The following is an 18,838-nucleotide window of genomic DNA, read 5'->3' on the forward strand; positions in this document are numbered from 1 at the left end:
GAAGTTTGTGGAAAAGGTTTTATTGCTGCACTCTAGCTGTGACGGTCAGACGATCAAAATCTTACGCTATATAGAGCAGCAGCTCGGCGGGAATTATCATTGTGAGACGCAGGATATTCATCAGTCACCTGGGATTGACTTCACTCGTTATGATCGGGTGTTGATTGGTGCTTCAGTTCGGTATGGTCATTTAAATAAAAAGCTGTACCAGTTTGTTGAGCAGCACCAGCAAGCCCTGGAGAAACATAAAGCGGCTTTCTTCTGCGTTAACCTGACGGCGCGAAAACCCGGCAAGGATACACCGGAGACGAGCGTGTATATGCAGAAGTTCCTGCAAACATCGCCCTGGCAGCCTAAACTCCTGGCAGTCTTCGCGGGCGCACTACGCTATCCACGGTATTCTTGGTTTGATAGAACCATGATTCAGCTCATTATGCGCATGACCGGGGGAGAAACTGATACAACAAAAGAAGTTGAATATACGGATTGGGGCAAGGTGAGCGCTTTTAGTCAGGCATTCAAGCAGCTTTAATGATTAAAAAGGGATGGTTTTGGTGAGCTTTTGTTCGAAAAACAAGAAAATCAAAAAAAACCTGAAAATGCGCTTGCAGCCTGGAATAAAGTCCCTATAATGCCGCCTCACTGAACGGGGGAACGGCCAAGAAGGTCGAAAACCTAAGGTTCACAGGAAAGTCACTTCGAAATTGGCTGAAAAAAGTGTTTGACACTCTGGTTCAGTTAGATAGAATGGCCGCCCTGTCCACGATAAGCCAAGCGGCAAGTCTGGAAAAGCTCTTTAACAATTTGACCATGCAATCTGTGTGGGCACTCGACAATGATACAGTCATCAAAGATTTTATCAGTGAACTGAGTGACCAAGTGGTAGCTCTTTCTCGAAAGAGTTACCGGCACAGTCAATTCGTTTCAACTTCGGTTGGAACATCAGTAATCACTGAGCCGCTTCTCTTTTGAGAGGCAACAAAACTTTAATTGAAGAGTTTGATCATGGCTCAGATTGAACGCTGGCGGCAGGCCTAACACATGCAAGTCGAGCGGCAGCGACATCAACAATCCTTCGGGTGCGTTGATGGGCGGCGAGCGGCGGACGGGTGAGTAATGCCTGGGAACATGCCTTAGTGTGGGGGATAACCATTGGAAACGATGGCTAATACCGCATAATGTCTTCGGACCAAAGCGGGGGACCTTCGGGCCTCGCGCGCTAAGATTGGCCCAGGTGGGATTAGCTAGTAGGTGGGGTAATGGCTCACCTAGGCGACGATCCCTAGCTGGTCTGAGAGGATGATCAGCCACACTGGAACTGAGACACGGTCCAGACTCCTACGGGAGGCAGCAGTGGGGAATATTGCACAATGGGGGAAACCCTGATGCAGCCATGCCGCGTGTGTGAAGAAGGCCTTCGGGTTGTAAAGCACTTTCAGCAGTGAGGAAGAGGTGGTGTTTAATAGATGCCATCTTTGACGTTAGCTGCAGAAGAAGCACCGGCTAACTCCGTGCCAGCAGCCGCGGTAATACGGAGGGTGCGAGCGTTAATCGGAATTACTGGGCGTAAAGCGCATGCAGGCGGCGTGTTAAGCCAGATGTGAAAGCCCGGGGCTCAACCTCGGAATCGCATTTGGAACTGGCATGCTAGAGTCTTGTAGAGGGGGGTAGAATTTCAGGTGTAGCGGTGAAATGCGTAGAGATCTGAAGGAATACCGGTGGCGAAGGCGGCCCCCTGGACAAAGACTGACGCTCAGATGCGAAAGCGTGGGGAGCAAACAGGATTAGATACCCTGGTAGTCCACGCCGTAAACGATGTCTACTTGGAGGTTGGTGTCTTGAACACTGGCTTTCGGAGCTAACGCGTTAAGTAGACCGCCTGGGGAGTACGGTCGCAAGATTAAAACTCAAATGAATTGACGGGGGCCCGCACAAGCGGTGGAGCATGTGGTTTAATTCGATGCAACGCGAAGAACCTTACCTACTCTTGACATCCAGAGAACTTTCCAGAGATGGATTGGTGCCTTCGGGAACTCTGAGACAGGTGCTGCATGGCTGTCGTCAGCTCGTGTTGTGAAATGTTGGGTTAAGTCCCGCAACGAGCGCAACCCTTATCCTTGTTTGCCAGCACTTCGGGTGGGAACTCCAGGGAGACTGCCGGTGATAAACCGGAGGAAGGTGGGGACGACGTCAAGTCATCATGGCCCTTACGAGTAGGGCTACACACGTGCTACAATGGCGTATACAGAGGGCTGCGAGCTAGCGATAGTGAGCGAATCCCACAAAGTACGTCGTAGTCCGGATTGGAGTCTGCAACTCGACTCCATGAAGTCGGAATCGCTAGTAATCGTGGATCAGAATGCCACGGTGAATACGTTCCCGGGCCTTGTACACACCGCCCGTCACACCATGGGAGTGGGCTGCACCAGAAGTAGATAGCTTAACCTTCGGGAGGGCGTTTACCACGGTGTGGTTCATGACTGGGGTGAAGTCGTAACAAGGTAGCCCTAGGGGAACCTGGGGCTGGATCACCTCCTTACCTAAAGGCTGTGTCGTTGATGCAGTGTCCACACAGATTGCTTGGTCGAAATGTAGAGAGCCACTCATGCTGCCCAACAGCATGGGTACGAATTAGCGAAACATGTTTCGCTGACAGAATTAGAGTCCCATTCGTCTAGAGGCCTAGGACACCGCCCTTTCACGGCGGTAACAGGGGTTCGACTCCCCTATGGGACGCCACGGGTCGTTAGCTCAGTTGGTAGAGCAGTTGACTTTTAATCAATTGGTCGCAGGTTCGAATCCTGCACGACCCACCATTCCTGCCACGGGAATGTAAAAACACAGTGGGCGATTAGCTCAGTTGGGAGAGCACCTCCCTTACAAGGAGGGGGTCACTGGTTCGAGCCCGGTATCGCCCACCACTCTCTAAATACTTTCTGCACGGATACGCAGATTCAATAGCTGAATTGTTGTTGGATCGATTTTCTGACGCTGAAAGCCTTTAGAAAGTGGTTATTGAAAGATAATTCACATGCTCTTTAACAATCTGGAAAGCTGACTAGTAAATTCAATCTTTGAGATTGAATAAAACTGTTTCGAAAGAAACAGAGTTCTCAAGCAATACACATTCAAGTGTCTTGTGTAAGAGTCCGGCGAATAAACCAATTGTCTCTTTGTCAGAGACACAACCTTGGTTGTTTGAACATACGAAACCTCTTGGGGTTGTATGGTTAAGTGACTAAGCGTACACGGTGGATGCCTGGGCAGTCAGAGGCGATGAAGGACGTACTAACTTGCGATAAGCGGTGATGAGGCAGTAAGAGCCACTTGAGTCACCGATTTCCGAATGGGGAAACCCAGCTGCATAAGCAGTTATCATCAGGTGAATACATAGCCTGATGAGGCGAACCGGGGGAACTGAAACATCTAAGTACCCCGAGGAAGAGAAATCAACCGAGATTCCGGCAGTAGCGGCGAGCGAAACCGGATTAGCCCTTAAGCGTGTTTAGTGTCAGGTGAAGGTCCCTGGAAAGGGCCGCGATACAGGGTGACAGCCCCGTAACCGACGATGCTTTACACGTGAAAACGAGTAGGACGGGACACGTGTTATCCTGTCTGAACATGGGGGGACCATCCTCCAAGGCTAAATACTCCTGACTGACCGATAGTGAACCAGTACCGTGAGGGAAAGGCGAAAAGAACCCCTGTGAGGGGAGTGAAACAGAACCTGAAACCGTGTACGTACAAGCAGTAGGAGCAGGCTTGTCCTGTGACTGCGTACCTTTTGTATAATGGGTCAGCGACTTAATTTCAGTAGCAAGGTTAACCGTATAGGGGAGCCGTAGGGAAACCGAGTCTTAACTGGGCGTGCAGTTGCTGGGATTAGACCCGAAACCAGGTGATCTAGCCATGGGCAGGTTGAAGGTGAGGTAACACTTACTGGAGGACCGAACCGACTAATGTTGAAAAATTAGCGGATGACTTGTGGCTAGGGGTGAAAGGCCAATCAAACCTGGAGATAGCTGGTTCTCCCCGAAAGCTATTTAGGTAGCGCCTCGGACGAATACTACTGGGGGTAGAGCACTGTTAAGGCTAGGGGGTCATCCCGACTTACCAACCCTTTGCAAACTCCGAATACCAGTAAGTACTATCCGGGAGACACACGGCGGGTGCTAACGTCCGTCGTGGAGAGGGAAACAACCCAGACCGCCAGCTAAGGTCCCAAAGTATCACTAAGTGGGAAACGATGTGGGAAGGCTCAGACAGCCAGGATGTTGGCTTAGAAGCAGCCATCATTTAAAGAAAGCGTAATAGCTCACTGGTCGAGTCGGCCTGCGCGGAAGATTTAACGGGGCTAAGTGATACACCGAAGCTGCGGCAATGCAATTTATTGTATTGGGTAGGGGAGCGTTCTGTAAGCGGTTGAAGGTGTGCTGTAAGGCATGCTGGACGTATCAGAAGTGCGAATGCTGACATGAGTAACGACAAAGGGGGTGAAAAACCCCCTCGCCGGAAGACCAAGGGTTCCTGTCCAACGTTAATCGGGGCAGGGTAAGTCGACCCCTAAGGCGAGGCCGAAAGGCGTAGTCGATGGGAAACGGGTTAATATTCCCGTACTGCTTATTATTGCGATGGGGGGACGGAGAAGGCTAGGTGGGCCAGGCGACGGTTGTCCTGGTTTAAGGGTGTAGGCTGCAGAATTAGGCAAATCCGGTTCTGCATTAAGGCTGAGACCCGATGTCGAGTCACTACGGTGATGAAGTCATTGATGCCATGCTTCCGGGAAAAGCCTCTAAGCTTCAGATAATAAGCAATCGTACCCCAAACCGACACAGGTGGTCGGGTAGAGAATACCAAGGCGCTTGAGAGAACTCGGGTGAAGGAACTAGGCAAAATGGTACCGTAACTTCGGGAGAAGGTACGCTCTTGGCGGTGAAGTCCCTCGCGGATGGAGCTACTGAGAGTCGCAGATACCAGGTGGCTGCAACTGTTTATTAAAAACACAGCACTGTGCAAAATCGAAAGATGACGTATACGGTGTGACGCCTGCCCGGTGCCGGAAGGTTAATTGATGGGGTTATCTTCGGAGAAGCTCTTGATCGAAGCCCCGGTAAACGGCGGCCGTAACTATAACGGTCCTAAGGTAGCGAAATTCCTTGTCGGGTAAGTTCCGACCTGCACGAATGGCGTAATGATGGCCACGCTGTCTCCACCCGAGACTCAGTGAAATTGAAATCGCAGTGAAGATGCTGCGTACCCGCGGCTAGACGGAAAGACCCCGTGAACCTTTACTACAGCTTGGCACTGAACATTGACCCTACATGTGTAGGATAGGTGGGAGGCTTCGAAGCAGGTACGCCAGTATCTGTGGAGCCGTCCTTGAAATACCACCCTTGTCGTGTTGATGTTCTAACGTCGCCCCGTTATCCGGGGTGCGGACAGTGCCTGGTGGGTAGTTTGACTGGGGCGGTCTCCTCCCAAAGCGTAACGGAGGAGCACGAAGGTGGGCTAATCACGGTCGGACATCGTGAGGTTAGTGCAATGGCATAAGCCCGCTTAACTGCGAGAATGACGGTTCGAGCAGGTGCGAAAGCAGGTCATAGTGATCCGGTGGTTCTGAATGGAAGGGCCATCGCTCAACGGATAAAAGGTACTCCGGGGATAACAGGCTGATACCGCCCAAGAGTTCATATCGACGGCGGTGTTTGGCACCTCGATGTCGGCTCATCACATCCTGGGGCTGAAGTCGGTCCCAAGGGTATGGCTGTTCGCCATTTAAAGTGGTACGCGAGCTGGGTTTAGAACGTCGTGAGACAGTTCGGTCCCTATCTGCCGTGGGCGCTGGATGATTGAAGGGAGTTGCTCCTAGTACGAGAGGACCGGAGTGAACGAACCGCTGGTGTTCGGGTTGTGTCGCCAGACGCATTGCCCGGTAGCTAAGTTCGGCATCGATAACCGCTGAAAGCATCTAAGCGGGAAGCGAGCCCTGAGATGAGTCATCCCTGAGGCTTTAAGCCTCCTGAAGGGCTGTTCGAGACTAGAACGTTGATAGGCAGGGTGTGTAAGCGTTGTGAGGCGCTCAGCTAACCTGTACTAATTGCCCGTGAGGCTTAACCATACAACACCCAAGGGGTTTTACGGACTCCATAAGCACTTGAATGATGTGCTGAGAACTGAAGTCAGATTTTCCAAGATTGTTGAACAAATTTTGCTTGGCGACCATAGCGTTGCGGACCCACCTGATCCCATGCCGAACTCAGACGTGAAACGCAGCAGCGCCGATGGTAGTGTGGGGTCTCCCCATGTGAGAGTAGGACATCGCCAGGCTCTGATTGCCAATTTGTCTATTGTAGCTTGCCGCTTTTGAGTGCTGCGATGCTCATGTACTGAATGTACACTGCGCTTCTCGCATCAAAATCGTCATCGCACAGCGACAAATGATCCAAGCAAAGCAGTGAAGCGTAAGACTTTGTTAGGCAGAAAAATTGAGTGGAGCGGTAGTTCAGTTGGTTAGAATACCGGCCTGTCACGCCGGGGGTCGCGGGTTCGAGTCCCGTCCGCTCCGCCACTCATTGAAAGCCCCAGTCGAAAGACTGGGGCTTTTTTCATATCAGAACTTACGAAAAGTGCGGCGTATTTTGGCCGCGGATCATCGAGTCTCGGTCGTATGCGACCCCAGCCGTCCGCCACTTTTCAGAGAAACCAAGTCAGTAATGGCTGGGCTTTTTGCTGTCTGGCGCTTTGTTATTTTTTGACTGCTCGTCACTCATAAAAGCCTCAGACGCGATGCCTCAGGCGAAAGAGCGTTTTTTTCAAACCAATGCTCTGGAGTTAGCCGCTGTGCGTTAAGTGTAACTATAGAAAAAACGCAACCATTGCTCAGCAATGAAAATTTCATCTTGTGCAGATAAAGCCTGAATACCTGATGCATAGCTGTGAGACTGGCTGCTGAGCTGCAGGCCTGCCAGCAAATGTGCGGCTTCAAACAGATATAGAGTGGGGTCGCCCATACCGGTTTTGAAGGGGGTGTTCGCTGATTCACCGCCAGCAATGAGGTAAATGCTGGCGCCATGCCGATTTTGATATTCAGTGATGAATTGATTGCCCCCTATATACTTTAAAGTTCCTTGTTGGACCAGATCGGGCAGATTCAGCTCGTCGTCGGCAGAGGTGACAGTGGCGATGAATAAGTTCTCGCGTCTGGATTGGATGTGCGCCGTGTGCAGCGCGCCATTGCCGGTACAGCAGAAAATGAGATTGCAGTGTTTGAGCATGGTTTCGGTAGAACAAACCTGAATACCATTTCTGGGTAAGGCGGTGAGTTGCCTGGGATCCTGGTCACTGACATAGATCTCATGGATACCTTTACCTTGGAGTGTTTTACAAATACCCCGGCCCAGATTACCACTGCCTATCACACCGATGGTAAGAAAGCCGAGATTGTTCAATTTCAGACCAAAAGCTTCACGCAGAATTTGATCTGTGTAATGGACGATACACTCAGAAGCTTCGTAGTCGGCTGGGGTCTTGATGCTCAGGTGGGCTACAGATACCAGCGGCTTGATGAGATGACGATTGCGATATTTGGCGATGCCATTGGCGGTTAACTCCGCAATCCCGACACATTGCTCGTAATATCTTTCAAAGATGGCTTCAACGCCCTGAGCAAAATAGCCACCGTGATCCAAAATCAGAAAAGCTTGTCCCGGCTGAGTGTATTGCTCAATAAGCGTCAGGCAACGCATCGGATCTCTCAAGGCGATTTTGTCAAACCCGGCAGTCACAACATCACAGTTTGGAATAGAGCTGATGGTATTGAGCAATGTGCCATTATTGCAAAATGTCGCTTGCTTGGGGATGAAAATGACGTGGTCAGCAAGTTTACACAGCACATTCAGATACGGCAGTGAACCTTCATAACAATGCATGACGGTAAAAACAATCAGGTTTTTCGGCATCATCCGGGTTTGCGCAATTTGCTCTAAAAACTGATAGCCTTTTTCTGCATAAAAAGCGGAGTAGTAGCTGTGTGTTAAAGTGTGCGTTGACGTCATAACTGACCTGCTATTTGAATAATGCCAGCAACGCTTGATAGAGCGGCTCCTGTTGCCGGCTTTGTTTACAACACAACCCCAGGGTTAAGGGCTCAACCGCTGCGGTAGGCAGCTTTTGTATCTGGTCACGCATTGGGCTGTTCTCTATCACAATATCTGGCGCAATCCCTATGCCGCATCCCAATGCCACCATACTAACAATAGCTTCGTGTCCAGCAACCTGAGCATAAATGTTAGGCTTAATTTTATTTGATTTCATCCACTTGTCAGCGTTTTCTCTGGCTTTTCCATGTTCCGGAAGGATAAATGGCAGTTTATTCCATTGAATTTCGGGGGTCAGCAGCGTCTGTAACCCGGAGGGTGCAACTAAAGGACTAATCACTGAGATTGAGACATCACCCAGGTGAATGAAAGTCAGTTTGCTGGAAATATTGTCAGGCAGCGCTGTGATGGCAAAGTCGGCTTCATCGTGGAGCACTTTATCGACGGCTTGCGCCGGATCGCCGGTCACCAGCTGGATTTCGACTTGGGGATAGTGTTGCCGGAATTGATTGAGCACATGCGGCAAATGGCTGTAGCTGGCAGTGACCGAACAGAACAGGGTTAACTTGCCTTTGAGCATTTGATCCGGTTCGGTCAGTTCTTGTTGCAGTTGTTGCCATTCCGCGATGATTCGGTTGGCGACAGGGAGCAACTTACGACCCGCTGTGGTCAGTTCAACACTGCGGTTGTCCCGAATAAACAAAGGTTGAGACACTTCCTGCTCAAGCCGTTGAATGAGGCGGCTGAGTGCGGATGGACTGATATGCATTTTTTGTGCAGTCTGACTAAAGTTTTTGCTGTTACATAAATGAAGAAAGAACTGGAGTGATTTGATGTTCATGGTTTATGTTGCACCATTTGCAATATGATGTTGTGAATATATCACTTTAGACAACATTAAGCCTGATCTACTATCAGGTTATTCGGCAATGACGTGCCGACCAAGGATCAGAATTCACGGAGTAATTTGTTATGGCTAACTATTTCAATACCTTAAACTTGCGTCAGCAATTAGATCAACTGGGCCGCTGCCGTTTCATGGGCCGCAGCGAGTTTGCAACCGAAGCCGATTACCTGAAAGGTAAGAAGGTGGTGATTGTTGGTTGTGGTGCTCAGGGTCTGAATCAGGGTCTGAACATGCGTGATTCTGGTCTGAACGTGTCTTATGCACTGCGTCAGGCGGCGATTGATGAGCAGCGTGCATCGTTTCGTAATGCAAAAGACAATGGTTTTGAAGTGGGCAGCTATGAACAATTAATCCCGCAGGCTGATCTGGTGATCAACCTGACGCCAGACAAACAACACACGGATGTTGTGACCACTGTGATGCCTCTGATGAAGCAAGGTGCGGCGCTGGGTTATTCACACGGTTTCAATATCGTTGAAGAAGGCATGCAGATTCGTCCGGATATCACGGTTGTGATGGTGGCGCCTAAGTGTCCGGGGACGGAAGTCCGTGAAGAATACAAGCGTGGCTTTGGTGTTCCGACGCTGATCGCCGTTCACCCGGAAAATGACCCGCAAGGTGAAGGCCTGGAAATTGCGAAAGCCTGGGCGGCCGCAACAGGTGGCCACCGTGCCGGTGTTCTGGAATCCTCTTTCGTAGCAGAAGTGAAATCTGACCTGATGGGTGAGCAGACCATTCTGTGTGGCATGCTGCAGGCGGGCTCTATCGTGTGTTACGAGAAGATGGTTGCTGAAGGCGTCGAGCCTGGCTATGCCGGTAAGCTGCTGCAGTTCGGCTGGGAAACCATTACCGAAGCCCTGAAGTTTGGCGGTATCACGCATATGATGGATCGTCTGACGAACCCGGCTAAAATCAAAGCATTTGAGTTGTCTGAAGAGCTGAAAGATCTGATGCGTCCGCTGTATAACAAGCACATGGATGACATCATCACAGGTGAGTTCTCTCGGACCATGATGGCCGACTGGGCGAACGATGACGCAGAGCTGCTGGGCTGGCGTGCTGAAACGGCGGAAACGGCGTTTGAAAACTATCCGCAAACCGATGCCAAAATTGCTGAGCAGGAATACTTTGATAACGGCATTCTGATGGTGGCTATGGTGCGTGCCGGTGTTGAGCTGGCGTTTGAAGCCATGACAGCCTCAGGCATTATTGAAGAGTCGGCTTACTATGAGTCTCTGCACGAGCTGCCGCTGATTGCCAACACTGTTGCCCGTAAGCGTCTGTACGAGATGAACGTGGTGATTTCTGATACGGCAGAATATGGTAACTACCTGTTTGCGAACGTGGCGACGCCATTACTGCGCGAAAAGTTCATGCCGAAAGTGGGTACGGATGTGATTGGTAAAGGCCTGGCTGCAACCAGCAACCAAGTTGATAACCAGCAGCTGATTGATGTGAACGAAGCGCTGCGTAATCACCCTGTAGAGCAGATTGGTCACGAACTGCGTGGTTATATGACAGATATGAAGCGTATCGCAGTAGGCGACTAAGTAAACCTCCTTCCTGGTTAGCTAAAAGCCCGGCAAAATTTGCCGGGCTTTTTCATGTCTGTAATGAAACCAATTATTCGGATTTATCTGCCAGCATAGCTTCCAGCTGGGCAACCTTTTGTTCCAGCTCGTTCAGCTTTTGGCGCGTGCGCAGCAGGACCTGGGTCTGCACATCGAACTCTTCGCGATTCACCACATCCAGCTTGCTCAGTTGTGCCTGGATGGTTTGACGCACTTTCTGTTCCACATCCTGACCAAGCGCTTTGACCGGTTGAGGCATGGCTTCCTGAATTTGCTTGGCAACCTGCTCAAGTTTCTTTGGATCAAACATACGCGGGTTTAACTCCATGAGGTTAATGGGATACTTTTAGCCGTTAGTGTACACCAAAAATTTCTGTGGCAGGCAGGAATCCTGGCCAGATTGGGTAAGGTGGGCTGAAAAAAAGGCCGCTTGCGCGGCCTTAGTCTGATAGAAAGTTGCGGATTAACTTTCCCGGGCTTTCAGCGCGAGTTTCGCTTCGTCAGCCCGTTTTAACTTTTCCAGATCCTTGTCCTCCACAAAAACCGGCAGCGGTTTATGAGTACTTGCCAGGTAGGTGTAGATCACCGGCAGCACGAACAGGGTAAAGAGTGTGCCTATCGCCAGACCGGATACGATAACGATACCGATACTGAAGCGCTGGGCAGCACCTGCCCCGGTGGCGTACAGCAGAGGAACCAGACCGGCAATCATCGCCGCGGTGGTCATCAGAATTGGACGCAGACGCACTTTGGCGGCTTCCATTACCGCAGACATTTTGTCTTTCTGGTGATTGAGCTGCTCTTCTTTTGCGACTTCACAGATCAGAATCCCGTGTTTGGTGATCAGACCAATCAGGGTGATCAAACCTACTTGTGAGTAGATGTTCATCGAAGCCGCGCCCCAGGCCAGCGAGACCAGCGCGCCACAGATAGCCAGCGGTACCGATACCATGATCACCATAGGGTCGCGCAGTGATTCGAACTGGATAGCCAGCACCAGGAAGATCACTGCCAATGCCAGACCGAATGTTGCAAACAGGGCATTGCCTTCGGTCACGTACTGGCGAGCCTCGCCCATGAAGTCATACTGATAGCCAGATGGTAGCTGGCTGACGGCTTCGGTACGGAACCAGTCGATAGCGTCACCCATGGCGGTCCCTGGCATAGGCACCACACCTATGGTTGCTGAGTTCAGCTGGTTGAAGTGCGGCAGTGCACGCGGCTCAGCCACAACATCAATAGTGATCAGGCTGCCCAGGGGCACAGAATTACCATCAGCAGCACGAACATAGAAGGCGTTCAGGGATTCAGGATTCAGGCGGTACTTACGTTCTACCTGTGGAATCACCTCATAAGAACGGCCATTGAGGTCGATGCGGTTGACATAACCGTCGGCCATCATGGTGCTTAGGGTGATACCGATATCCTGCATAGTGACGCCATAAGCCCCTGCTTTGTCTTTGTCTATGCTGATCTTCATGGTGGCGGAGTCGAAGTTCAGATCCAAGTTTGAATACACAAACATCGGATTTTTGGTGACATCATCCAGAATCGAACCGGCCACCTGAAACAGGCTTTCAAAGTTGTTGGGAGTCGTTATGACAAACTGGATGGGCAGACCAGAACCCGCACCCGGCAGTTCCGGCATCTGGAAAGCCGTTACCGCCATACCAGGGACATCGTTAACCAGGGTAGTGACACGGCCGACCACTTCTGCCTGACTGGCTTCGCGCTGACTCCAGGGCACCATAGAAGCGATACCGAATGCCTGGTTGGATTGCGGTACACCGGAGAACACCTGAGCAAAAGCCACTTCAGGCTGATTACTCAGCATTTCGTTCACTTCGCTCATGGAGTTTTCAATGTAATCCAGGTTAGCGGTAGACGGGCCGGTACCCATCATCATCAGTACGCCTTTATCTTCTGCCGGTGCCAGTTCACTGGGAATGAACTTGAACAGAACCGGCAGCATAGCAAAGACAATGATCGCAAACACAATCACCACAGGGCGTGATTTCATCACTGTGGTCAGCATTTTTTCATAGCGGCTGGTCATGCGATCCAGAACACTGTGCACTGTATCTTCAAAGCGGTTTGGCTTATCGTGTGCTTTCAGGATCTTAGAACACATCATCGGCGACAGTGTCAGCGCGATAATCCCTGAGATAAAGACCGATCCCGCCAGCGTCAGGGCGAACTCTTTAAACAGTGAGCCGGTAATGCCGCCCATCAGTGCGATAGGTGCGTATACCGCGCCCAGCGTCAGGGTCATGGCGATAACAGGCACCGCAATTTCACGGGTACCGATAATGGCTGCCCGGAACGGTGACTCGCCGAGTTTGATGTGACGATCGACGTTTTCCAGTACCACGATGGCATCATCGACCACCAGGCCGATGGCCAGTACCATGGCCAACAGCGTCATCAGGTTCCAGGAGAAACCGAAGGCCTGCATTACCATGGCCACCCCAATCAGCGACAGCGGAATGGTAATGATAGGGATGAGTACCGCGCGGAACGAACCCAGGAACAGGGTGATCACCACAAGTACAATCAGCGCTGCTTCACCGATAGTCTTGATAACCTCCTGAATCGACTCGTTAATGGCAACTGTTGAGTCGTACAGGACGTTCATCTTGATGTTGCTTGGCATGTTGCGCTGAATTTCAGGCAGCAGATCCAGCACATCGGCGGCAATATTGATCGGGTTCGCGCTTGGCGCCGCATTGATTGCAGCGACCACGGCTTCCTCACCGTTTGCTGTTGCACGGTAAATGTCGTGGCTTTTTGCCCGGGTGACTTTGGCGATATCACCTAAGCGGATCACCTGACCTTTCTGCGTCGAGACAATCAGTTTTTTCAGCTCATCTGTGGTTTTGACCTGGGTATCTGCCGTGCCGTTATACAGCACAAACTCGCCCGTAGCCTGACCCGTGGCCGACTGATAGTTATTGGCATTCAGCACTGTCATGATGTCGCTGGCAGTCAGGTTGTATGCCGCCATCTTGGCCGGATCCAGCCATACCCGCAGCGCAAATTTCATCCCGCCATAAAGATCGATTTTGGAAACGCCGTTCACTGTGAACAGCTGCGGGTTGAATACCCGTTCCAGGTAATCGGTGATCTGGCTGGAATTGAGCTCGTCACTGGTAAAGCCGATGTACATAACCGCCGTGGTAGAGCCGGTCGACATAGTTACAGTCGGGTCTTCCGCTTCACGGGGAAGCTGAGAGCGCACCGAGTTGGTTTTTGCCAGTACATCAGACAGGGCCGCGTTGGGATCGGTATTGAGTTTCATGTTGACGGTAATTGTCGAGGAACCCAGTACCGATGACGATGTCATGTAATCAATATTGTCTGCCTGCGCGATGGCCTGCTCCAGTGGCTGAGTAATAAAGCCTTGGATCAGATCGGCACTGGCACCGTAATAACTGGTCGTCACAGTGACTACGGTATTGGTCATCTCGGGATATTCCCGGACCTGCATTTTGAAAATAGCCTGAAAACCAAGCAGGGCAATCAGAATACTGATCGACACTGCCAGGACCGGCCTTTTTATGAATATATCAGTAAAGCGCATTTAACCTCCGAATCACAGCATCGGTGTTTCAGCCGGGGTTTTCAGGGCATCGTTTTCGACGATACGGACTTTCACATCATTACTCAGGCGCACCTGGCCTGTGGTCACAACGCGGTCTCCCGGTTTCACGCCATCAAGGACATGGATAATATCGCGCTTACGTTCACCGGTTTTCACCACGGACTGACGGACGCGGGTAACGCCTTCGTCATCTTCGTACAGCACATACACATTATCGCCATACAGGGTATAGGTGATGGCAAACTGCGGCAGGACAACCTGATTTTCCAGGGTCGGCAGAATGATGTTGGCACGGGCAAACATACCGCTGCGCAGACGGCCGGCGTTATTTGGAATATCTGCCTGAACCTGAACTAAGCCGCTCTGATAATTGACCGCAGGCTCAATTGCACTGATCTTGCCCTGGAACTTGGCATCCGGGTAAGCATCAACGGCGATGTCCACTTCCTGTCCGATGTGGATGTCAGACAGATCGGTTTGCGGAATGGTGAAGCGCAGCTTCATCAGGGAAGTATCTTCCAGACGGACGATGTCCGTACCGGGCTGAATATACTCACCCAGGAACACATTGCGCAGACCGACATCACCGGCAAACGGGGCTTTAATAATGCGACGGTCGATGGTGGCTTTCAGGCTCTCAATATCAGCAGACAGAGAGAAGTAATCCGCTTGCGCGCCATCAAAGGCTTCCTTAGAGATAGAGCCTTTTTTGTACAGGTCCTGATAGCGGATGAACTTGGCTTTGGCGGCTGGCAGACGAGCCTGGGAGCTCTTGAGGTTGGCTTCCTCAACATCTGAGTCCAGCGCGAGCAGACGTTGGCCTTTTTTCACCGACATGCCTGAGTCGAATTCCAGCGACTTGATCACACCGGCCACTTCCGTGGTGACAGTCACGCCTTGGTTGGGCTCGATGAAACCAATCGCTTCAATGGCCGGTACCCAATTGGTCGGTTTAGCCTCCACCACAGTCACCGGATAATCCGGTTCAGGCATGTTGGCGAAATAAGCCATCTTCCCTTTGATTTCAAAGTACTTGGACGTAAAAAGCGTGCCAAACAGCACGGCAACGATGATGAGCATGACTATCCATGCTACCCATTTTTTCATTATCTTTGCTCCGGAGTCTTAAGTTAATGCTAAGTCAATGTGTAATTACAGCATCCCAGCAAGCTTTAATGGCAGCATCCCGCGCCTCATCACTTACCGTAAACGTACCACTCAGGTGCTTGCGGGCCAGACAGGCGCTGGGTTCAAGGCTGAGTGCGCTTAAAATCTCGTTGTCCAAAGGCTTAAACAGCCCCTGAGCTTTACCCGTGTCAAACATCCTGTGGACAGGGGCAAAGAGCGTTTGCTCTAACGCTATCTTGTACTGCTTCCCTCGGTGCGGCATGTTTTCGAACTGGCCCCGGTTAATCAGCGGTGCTTCATTATCCGTAGCCATGTTCCAGATGTTGAGCCACATAGTACGGAACTGCTGTTCTAAGGGCATGACATCAGAAACGTTCTGTGTGATTTTCCTGGCGACAATCGTCAGTATATGGTCATGCAGCTGATACAGGAGATCATCTTTATCACTGAAATAGCGATAGATGGTCCCTGTCGCGACCCTGGCTTCTTTGGCCACCATATTCATCGACAGACCGTGAAAACCATGTTTTGCCAGCAATTCTTCGGTTGCCTGCAAGATACGTTCTTTTTTGTCAGTCATTAATTGATCACAAAGTGAATGAACGTTCATTCATTATTGTGGATGCTTTATTAGTATGCAACTCATCTGTTACCTTTATTTTTCTGAGCAAACGCGAGGGATTGTCTGAAATAGACACGAGACGAGAACAGGTTACAATGCGGCAGCTGAATCAATCATGACTCATAGGGCAAATGAATGAAACTCAATCCGAGACAAAATGAGGCGGTACGTTTTGTTGCTGGACCGTGTCTGGTTCTGGCCGGTGCAGGTTCAGGCAAAACACGGGTCATTACCAATAAAATCGCTTACTTAGTCCAACAATGTGGCTACAAAGCCCGCAATATTGCTGCGCTGACATTTACCAATAAAGCGGCGCGGGAAATGAAGGAGCGGGTCGGGCAGACCCTGGGCCGCCAGGAAGCCAAAGGCTTGATGGTGTCGACCTTCCACACACTGGGCCTGAATATCATTCGCCGCGAGTATAAGGTGCTGGGTCTGAAAGCGAGTTTCTCCCTGTTTGACGATCAGGATCAGATGGCGCTGCTCAAGGAGCTGACGGAAGATCAGCTCGACGGTGATAAAGACTTGCTGAAAATGCTGCTGTCATCGATTTCCAACTGGAAGAACGCCATGCTGTCGCCCGTCCAGGCGAAAGCGCAGGCGCAAGGTGAACGTGACCAGCTGTTTGCCCATTGCTATGAGTTGTATCAGCGTCAGATGAAAGCCTATAACGCCCTGGACTTTGATGATCTGATCCTGATGCCCGTGCTTTTGCTGCGCGATAACGAGGAAGTGCGGCAGCGCTGGCAGAATAAGATCCGCTACCTGCTGGTGGATGAGTATCAGGATACCAACACCAGCCAGTATGCGTTTGTGAAGCTGCTGGTGGGCGAGCGCTCAAAATTCACTGTGGTGGGGGATGACGATCAGTCGATTTACTCCTGGCGAGGCGCGCAGCCAGAGAATCTGGCCCTGCTCAATAAAGATTTCCCGACCCTCAAAGTGATCAAGCTGGAGCAGAACTACCGCTCGACCAGCCGGATATTGCGCAGCGCCAATATTCTGATCGCCAATAACCCGCATTTGTTTGAAAAAGCGTTGTTCTCAGAAATCCCTGATGGCGATATGCTCAAGGTCCTGACGGCCAAAAATGAAGAGCATGAAGCCGAGAAAGTGGTCGGGGAGCTGATTGCCCACCGTTTTCTCAACAACACTGATTACAAAGATTACGCGATTCTGTACCGCGGCAACCATCAGTCGCGTTTGTTTGAAAAAGCCCTGATGCAGAACCGGATCCCTTATAAAATTTCTGGCGGTACCTCTTTCTTCTCACGCACCGAGATCAAAGACATCATGGCTTACCTGCGCTTGCTCACCAACCCGGATGATGACAACGCTTTTTTGCGTATCGTCAATACCCCGCGGCGCGAGATTGGCCCGGTCACTCTGGAGAAACTGGGCACCTACGCCAATATGCGGGGTAAGAGTTTGTTTGAAGCCAGCTTTGAGCTTGGCCTGGAGCAGCACTTGTCAGGACGTGGACTGGACAGCCTGCGCCAGTTTACGCGCTGGGTTGTTGAGCTGGCCGATAATGCCGAGCGGGGCGACGCCGTCGCGGCCGTGCGCCAGATGATCCGCGACATCCATTACGAGGACTGGTTGTTTGAAACCTCCGCCAGCCCGAAAGCGGCAGAAATGCGGATGAAAAACGTGTCCGATTTATACAGCTGGATCACCGCAGATCTGGAAGGCGATAATTACGATAATGAAGTGCGCACCCTGAAAGAAGTGGTTCAGCGCATGACACTGCGTGACATGATGGAACGGGGTGAAGAGGATGAGGATGCCGATCAGGTTCAGCTGATGACGCTCCACGCCTCAAAAGGGCTGGAATTTCCCCATGTCTATTTGATTGGTGCCGAAGAAGGGATTTTGCCCCATCAGACCAGCATTGATGAAGACAATGTGGAAGAAGAGCGGCGCTTGGCGTATGTCGGGATTACCCGGGCCCAGAAAACACTGACCTTTACCTTATGTAAGGAGCGCCGGCAGTATGGCGAGCTGCTCAAACCCGAGCCCAGTCGTTTTCTCTACGAATTGCCCCAGGACGATCTGGATTGGGAAACTGAGCGCAAACCGGTAACGGCAGAAGAACGTATGGAGCGCGGCCAGGCCCACATTGCCAATATCCGCGCGATGTTCAATAAGAAATAACGCAGTGAACATATGCTGAAAATAAAAAGGTTAGCCATCAGAGCTAACCTTTTTTTCAGGTATTTGCAGGGGAGGCTGGGTTACAGCCCCTCGATCATATGATTGATCGCCGCGACGATTTCTTCATCGCTGCAGTCCATACAGGTGCCTTTCGCCGGCATGGCATTGAAACCATTAATCGCATGATTGGTCAGCGTATCCATACCTTGAGCAATCCGCGGTCCCCAGTCACCGGCATTACCAGCTTTAGGTGCGCCCAGTACACCGCTGCTGTGGCAAGCCACACAGAAAGTGCCGTAGACCTGATCGCCTGAGCGAGGGCCGGAAGCGGCGGCTGTCGCGGCTGGTGCATCACCTTCCTTGTAGACTGAGCCAACAGGCTTGATGCGTTCTGCGATCGCTTCGCCAGACATATCTGCCGCTACGGCTGAGCCGCTGATGGCGACGGTTGCGACTGCAGCGACCATTAGTTGTCGAAGAGAAAATTCCATTGAGCTCACCTTAACACTCCCAGATTATTTGCTCGAATATCACAGCTGTCTAGTATAAGTTATTGTAAATATTACGTAATGAGACGGGGCTGTGAGTTATTAACCAGTGGTTTTTGGGTAAAAAACGTAATGATTATATCCCTTAACGAAGTGGTATTAAACAGAGCGGCTTTGTTTGTATGACGCGAATCAACCCAGAGATGGTTATAAATGAAGCGAATACAAAAAATTTTGCAAAAAAGACTAGACGAGAAGCATGCTGATCCGT

10 protein-coding genes, 4 tRNA genes and 3 rRNA genes are annotated in these 18,838 nt (G+C 51.0%); 10 read left to right on the top strand and 7 right to left on the bottom strand.

Annotated features, from left to right (window positions below; genetic code table 11):
• The first annotated feature begins 7 nt into the window (after nt 1-7).
• The 8 genes from hemG (at nt 8) to LN341_RS00150 (ending at nt 6,568) form a co-directional block, all read left to right on the top strand.
• The gene (gene hemG / locus LN341_RS00115; RefSeq protein ID WP_046222067.1) at nt 8-532 is read left to right on the top strand and encodes a menaquinone-dependent protoporphyrinogen IX dehydrogenase; all 525 of its coding nucleotides are present in this window, start codon (nt 8-10) and stop codon (nt 530-532) included.
• 455 nt (nt 533-987) lie between these two features.
• Nucleotides 988-2,539 (top strand): 16S ribosomal RNA (locus LN341_RS00120).
• Nucleotides 2,540-2,663: 124 nt separating this feature from the next.
• A tRNA-Glu gene (locus tag LN341_RS00125) sits at nt 2,664-2,739 on the top strand.
• A gap of 1 nt (nt 2,740) precedes the next feature.
• Nucleotides 2,741-2,816 (top strand) — tRNA-Lys (locus tag LN341_RS00130).
• A gap of 29 nt (nt 2,817-2,845) precedes the next feature.
• Nucleotides 2,846-2,921: transfer RNA gene (locus tag LN341_RS00135), tRNA-Val, on the top strand.
• Nucleotides 2,922-3,228: 307 nt separating this feature from the next.
• Nucleotides 3,229-6,118, top strand: a 23S ribosomal RNA gene (locus LN341_RS00140).
• A 93-nt stretch (nt 6,119-6,211) separates the two neighbouring features.
• Nucleotides 6,212-6,327 (top strand): 5S ribosomal RNA (gene rrf / locus LN341_RS00145).
• Together the 16S, 23S and 5S rRNA genes with 4 tRNA genes alongside form the textbook arrangement of a ribosomal RNA operon.
• A 164-nt stretch (nt 6,328-6,491) precedes the next feature.
• Nucleotides 6,492-6,568, top strand: a tRNA-Asp gene (locus LN341_RS00150).
• Nucleotides 6,569-6,845: 277 nt separating this feature from the next.
• Here the strand turns inward: LN341_RS00150 and LN341_RS00155 are convergent.
• Entirely contained in the window at nt 6,846-8,054 is a 1,209-nt protein-coding gene (locus tag LN341_RS00155) for an NAD(P)-binding domain-containing protein (RefSeq protein WP_234203785.1), read from the bottom strand.
• 10 nt (nt 8,055-8,064) lie between these two features.
• Nucleotides 8,065-8,937, bottom strand: coding sequence for an HTH-type transcriptional activator IlvY (gene ilvY / locus LN341_RS00160; protein WP_046222565.1), 873 nt, complete (start codon nt 8,935-8,937; stop codon nt 8,065-8,067).
• A gap of 131 nt (nt 8,938-9,068) precedes the next feature.
• On the opposite strand from ilvY, the gene ilvC reads away from it, so the two are divergent.
• Nucleotides 9,069-10,553, top strand: a complete 1,485-nt coding sequence (gene ilvC / locus LN341_RS00165; protein WP_046222566.1) for a ketol-acid reductoisomerase — start codon at nt 9,069-9,071, stop codon at nt 10,551-10,553.
• A 73-nt stretch (nt 10,554-10,626) separates the two neighbouring features.
• Here ilvC and LN341_RS00170 read toward each other — a convergent pair whose 3' ends face one another.
• The 4 genes from LN341_RS00170 to LN341_RS00185 all read right to left on the bottom strand — a co-directional run bounded on the left by LN341_RS00170 (nt 10,627) and on the right by LN341_RS00185 (nt 15,883).
• Complete coding sequence (locus LN341_RS00170) at nt 10,627-10,884, bottom strand: accessory factor UbiK family protein (protein ID WP_046222567.1); 258 nt, start codon at nt 10,882-10,884, stop codon at nt 10,627-10,629.
• Between the two features lie 153 nt (nt 10,885-11,037).
• A complete protein-coding gene (locus LN341_RS00175; protein ID WP_234203786.1) occupies nt 11,038-14,154 on the bottom strand; it encodes a multidrug efflux RND transporter permease subunit in 3,117 nt (1,038 codons plus the stop codon).
• A 12-nt stretch (nt 14,155-14,166) separates the two neighbouring features.
• Nucleotides 14,167-15,282, bottom strand: coding sequence for an efflux RND transporter periplasmic adaptor subunit (locus LN341_RS00180; RefSeq protein ID WP_046222569.1), 1,116 nt, complete (start codon nt 15,280-15,282; stop codon nt 14,167-14,169).
• Between the two features lie 34 nt (nt 15,283-15,316).
• Nucleotides 15,317-15,883, bottom strand: coding sequence for a TetR/AcrR family transcriptional regulator (locus tag LN341_RS00185; RefSeq protein WP_046222570.1), 567 nt, complete (start codon nt 15,881-15,883; stop codon nt 15,317-15,319).
• A 177-nt stretch (nt 15,884-16,060) separates the two neighbouring features.
• Between LN341_RS00185 and rep the strand changes: the two genes are divergently transcribed.
• Nucleotides 16,061-18,079, top strand: coding sequence for a DNA helicase Rep (rep, locus tag LN341_RS00190; protein ID WP_234203787.1), 2,019 nt, complete (start codon nt 16,061-16,063; stop codon nt 18,077-18,079).
• Nucleotides 18,080-18,159: 80 nt separating this feature from the next.
• Here the strand turns inward: rep and LN341_RS00195 are convergent, their stop codons facing one another.
• The gene (locus tag LN341_RS00195; RefSeq protein ID WP_234203788.1) at nt 18,160-18,570 is read right to left on the bottom strand and encodes a cytochrome c5 family protein; all 411 of its coding nucleotides are present in this window, start codon (nt 18,568-18,570) and stop codon (nt 18,160-18,162) included.
• Nucleotides 18,571-18,838: the final 268 nt, after the last annotated feature.

The sequence above is a fragment of the Photobacterium sp. TLY01 genome, from assembly GCF_021432065.1.
Taxonomy (GTDB): domain Bacteria; phylum Pseudomonadota; class Gammaproteobacteria; order Enterobacterales; family Vibrionaceae; genus Photobacterium; species Photobacterium halotolerans_A.

Coding starts and splice junctions, on each gene's coding strand:
- LN341_RS00155 (WP_234203785.1), bottom strand. CDS start 8,054: ATGACGTCAACGCACACTTTAACACACAGCTACTACTCCGCTTTTTAT.
- ilvY (WP_046222565.1), bottom strand. CDS start 8,937: ATGAACATCAAATCACTCCAGTTCTTTCTTCATTTATGTAACAGCAAA.
- ilvC (WP_046222566.1), top strand. CDS start 9,069: ATGGCTAACTATTTCAATACCTTAAACTTGCGTCAGCAATTAGATCAA.
- LN341_RS00170 (WP_046222567.1), bottom strand. CDS start 10,884: ATGTTTGATCCAAAGAAACTTGAGCAGGTTGCCAAGCAAATTCAGGAA.
- LN341_RS00175 (WP_234203786.1), bottom strand. CDS start 14,154: ATGCGCTTTACTGATATATTCATAAAAAGGCCGGTCCTGGCAGTGTCG.
- LN341_RS00180 (WP_046222569.1), bottom strand. CDS start 15,282: ATGAAAAAATGGGTAGCATGGATAGTCATGCTCATCATCGTTGCCGTG.
- LN341_RS00185 (WP_046222570.1), bottom strand. CDS start 15,883: ATGACTGACAAAAAAGAACGTATCTTGCAGGCAACCGAAGAATTGCTG.
- rep (WP_234203787.1), top strand. CDS start 16,061: ATGAAACTCAATCCGAGACAAAATGAGGCGGTACGTTTTGTTGCTGGA.
- LN341_RS00195 (WP_234203788.1), bottom strand. CDS start 18,570: ATGGAATTTTCTCTTCGACAACTAATGGTCGCTGCAGTCGCAACCGTC.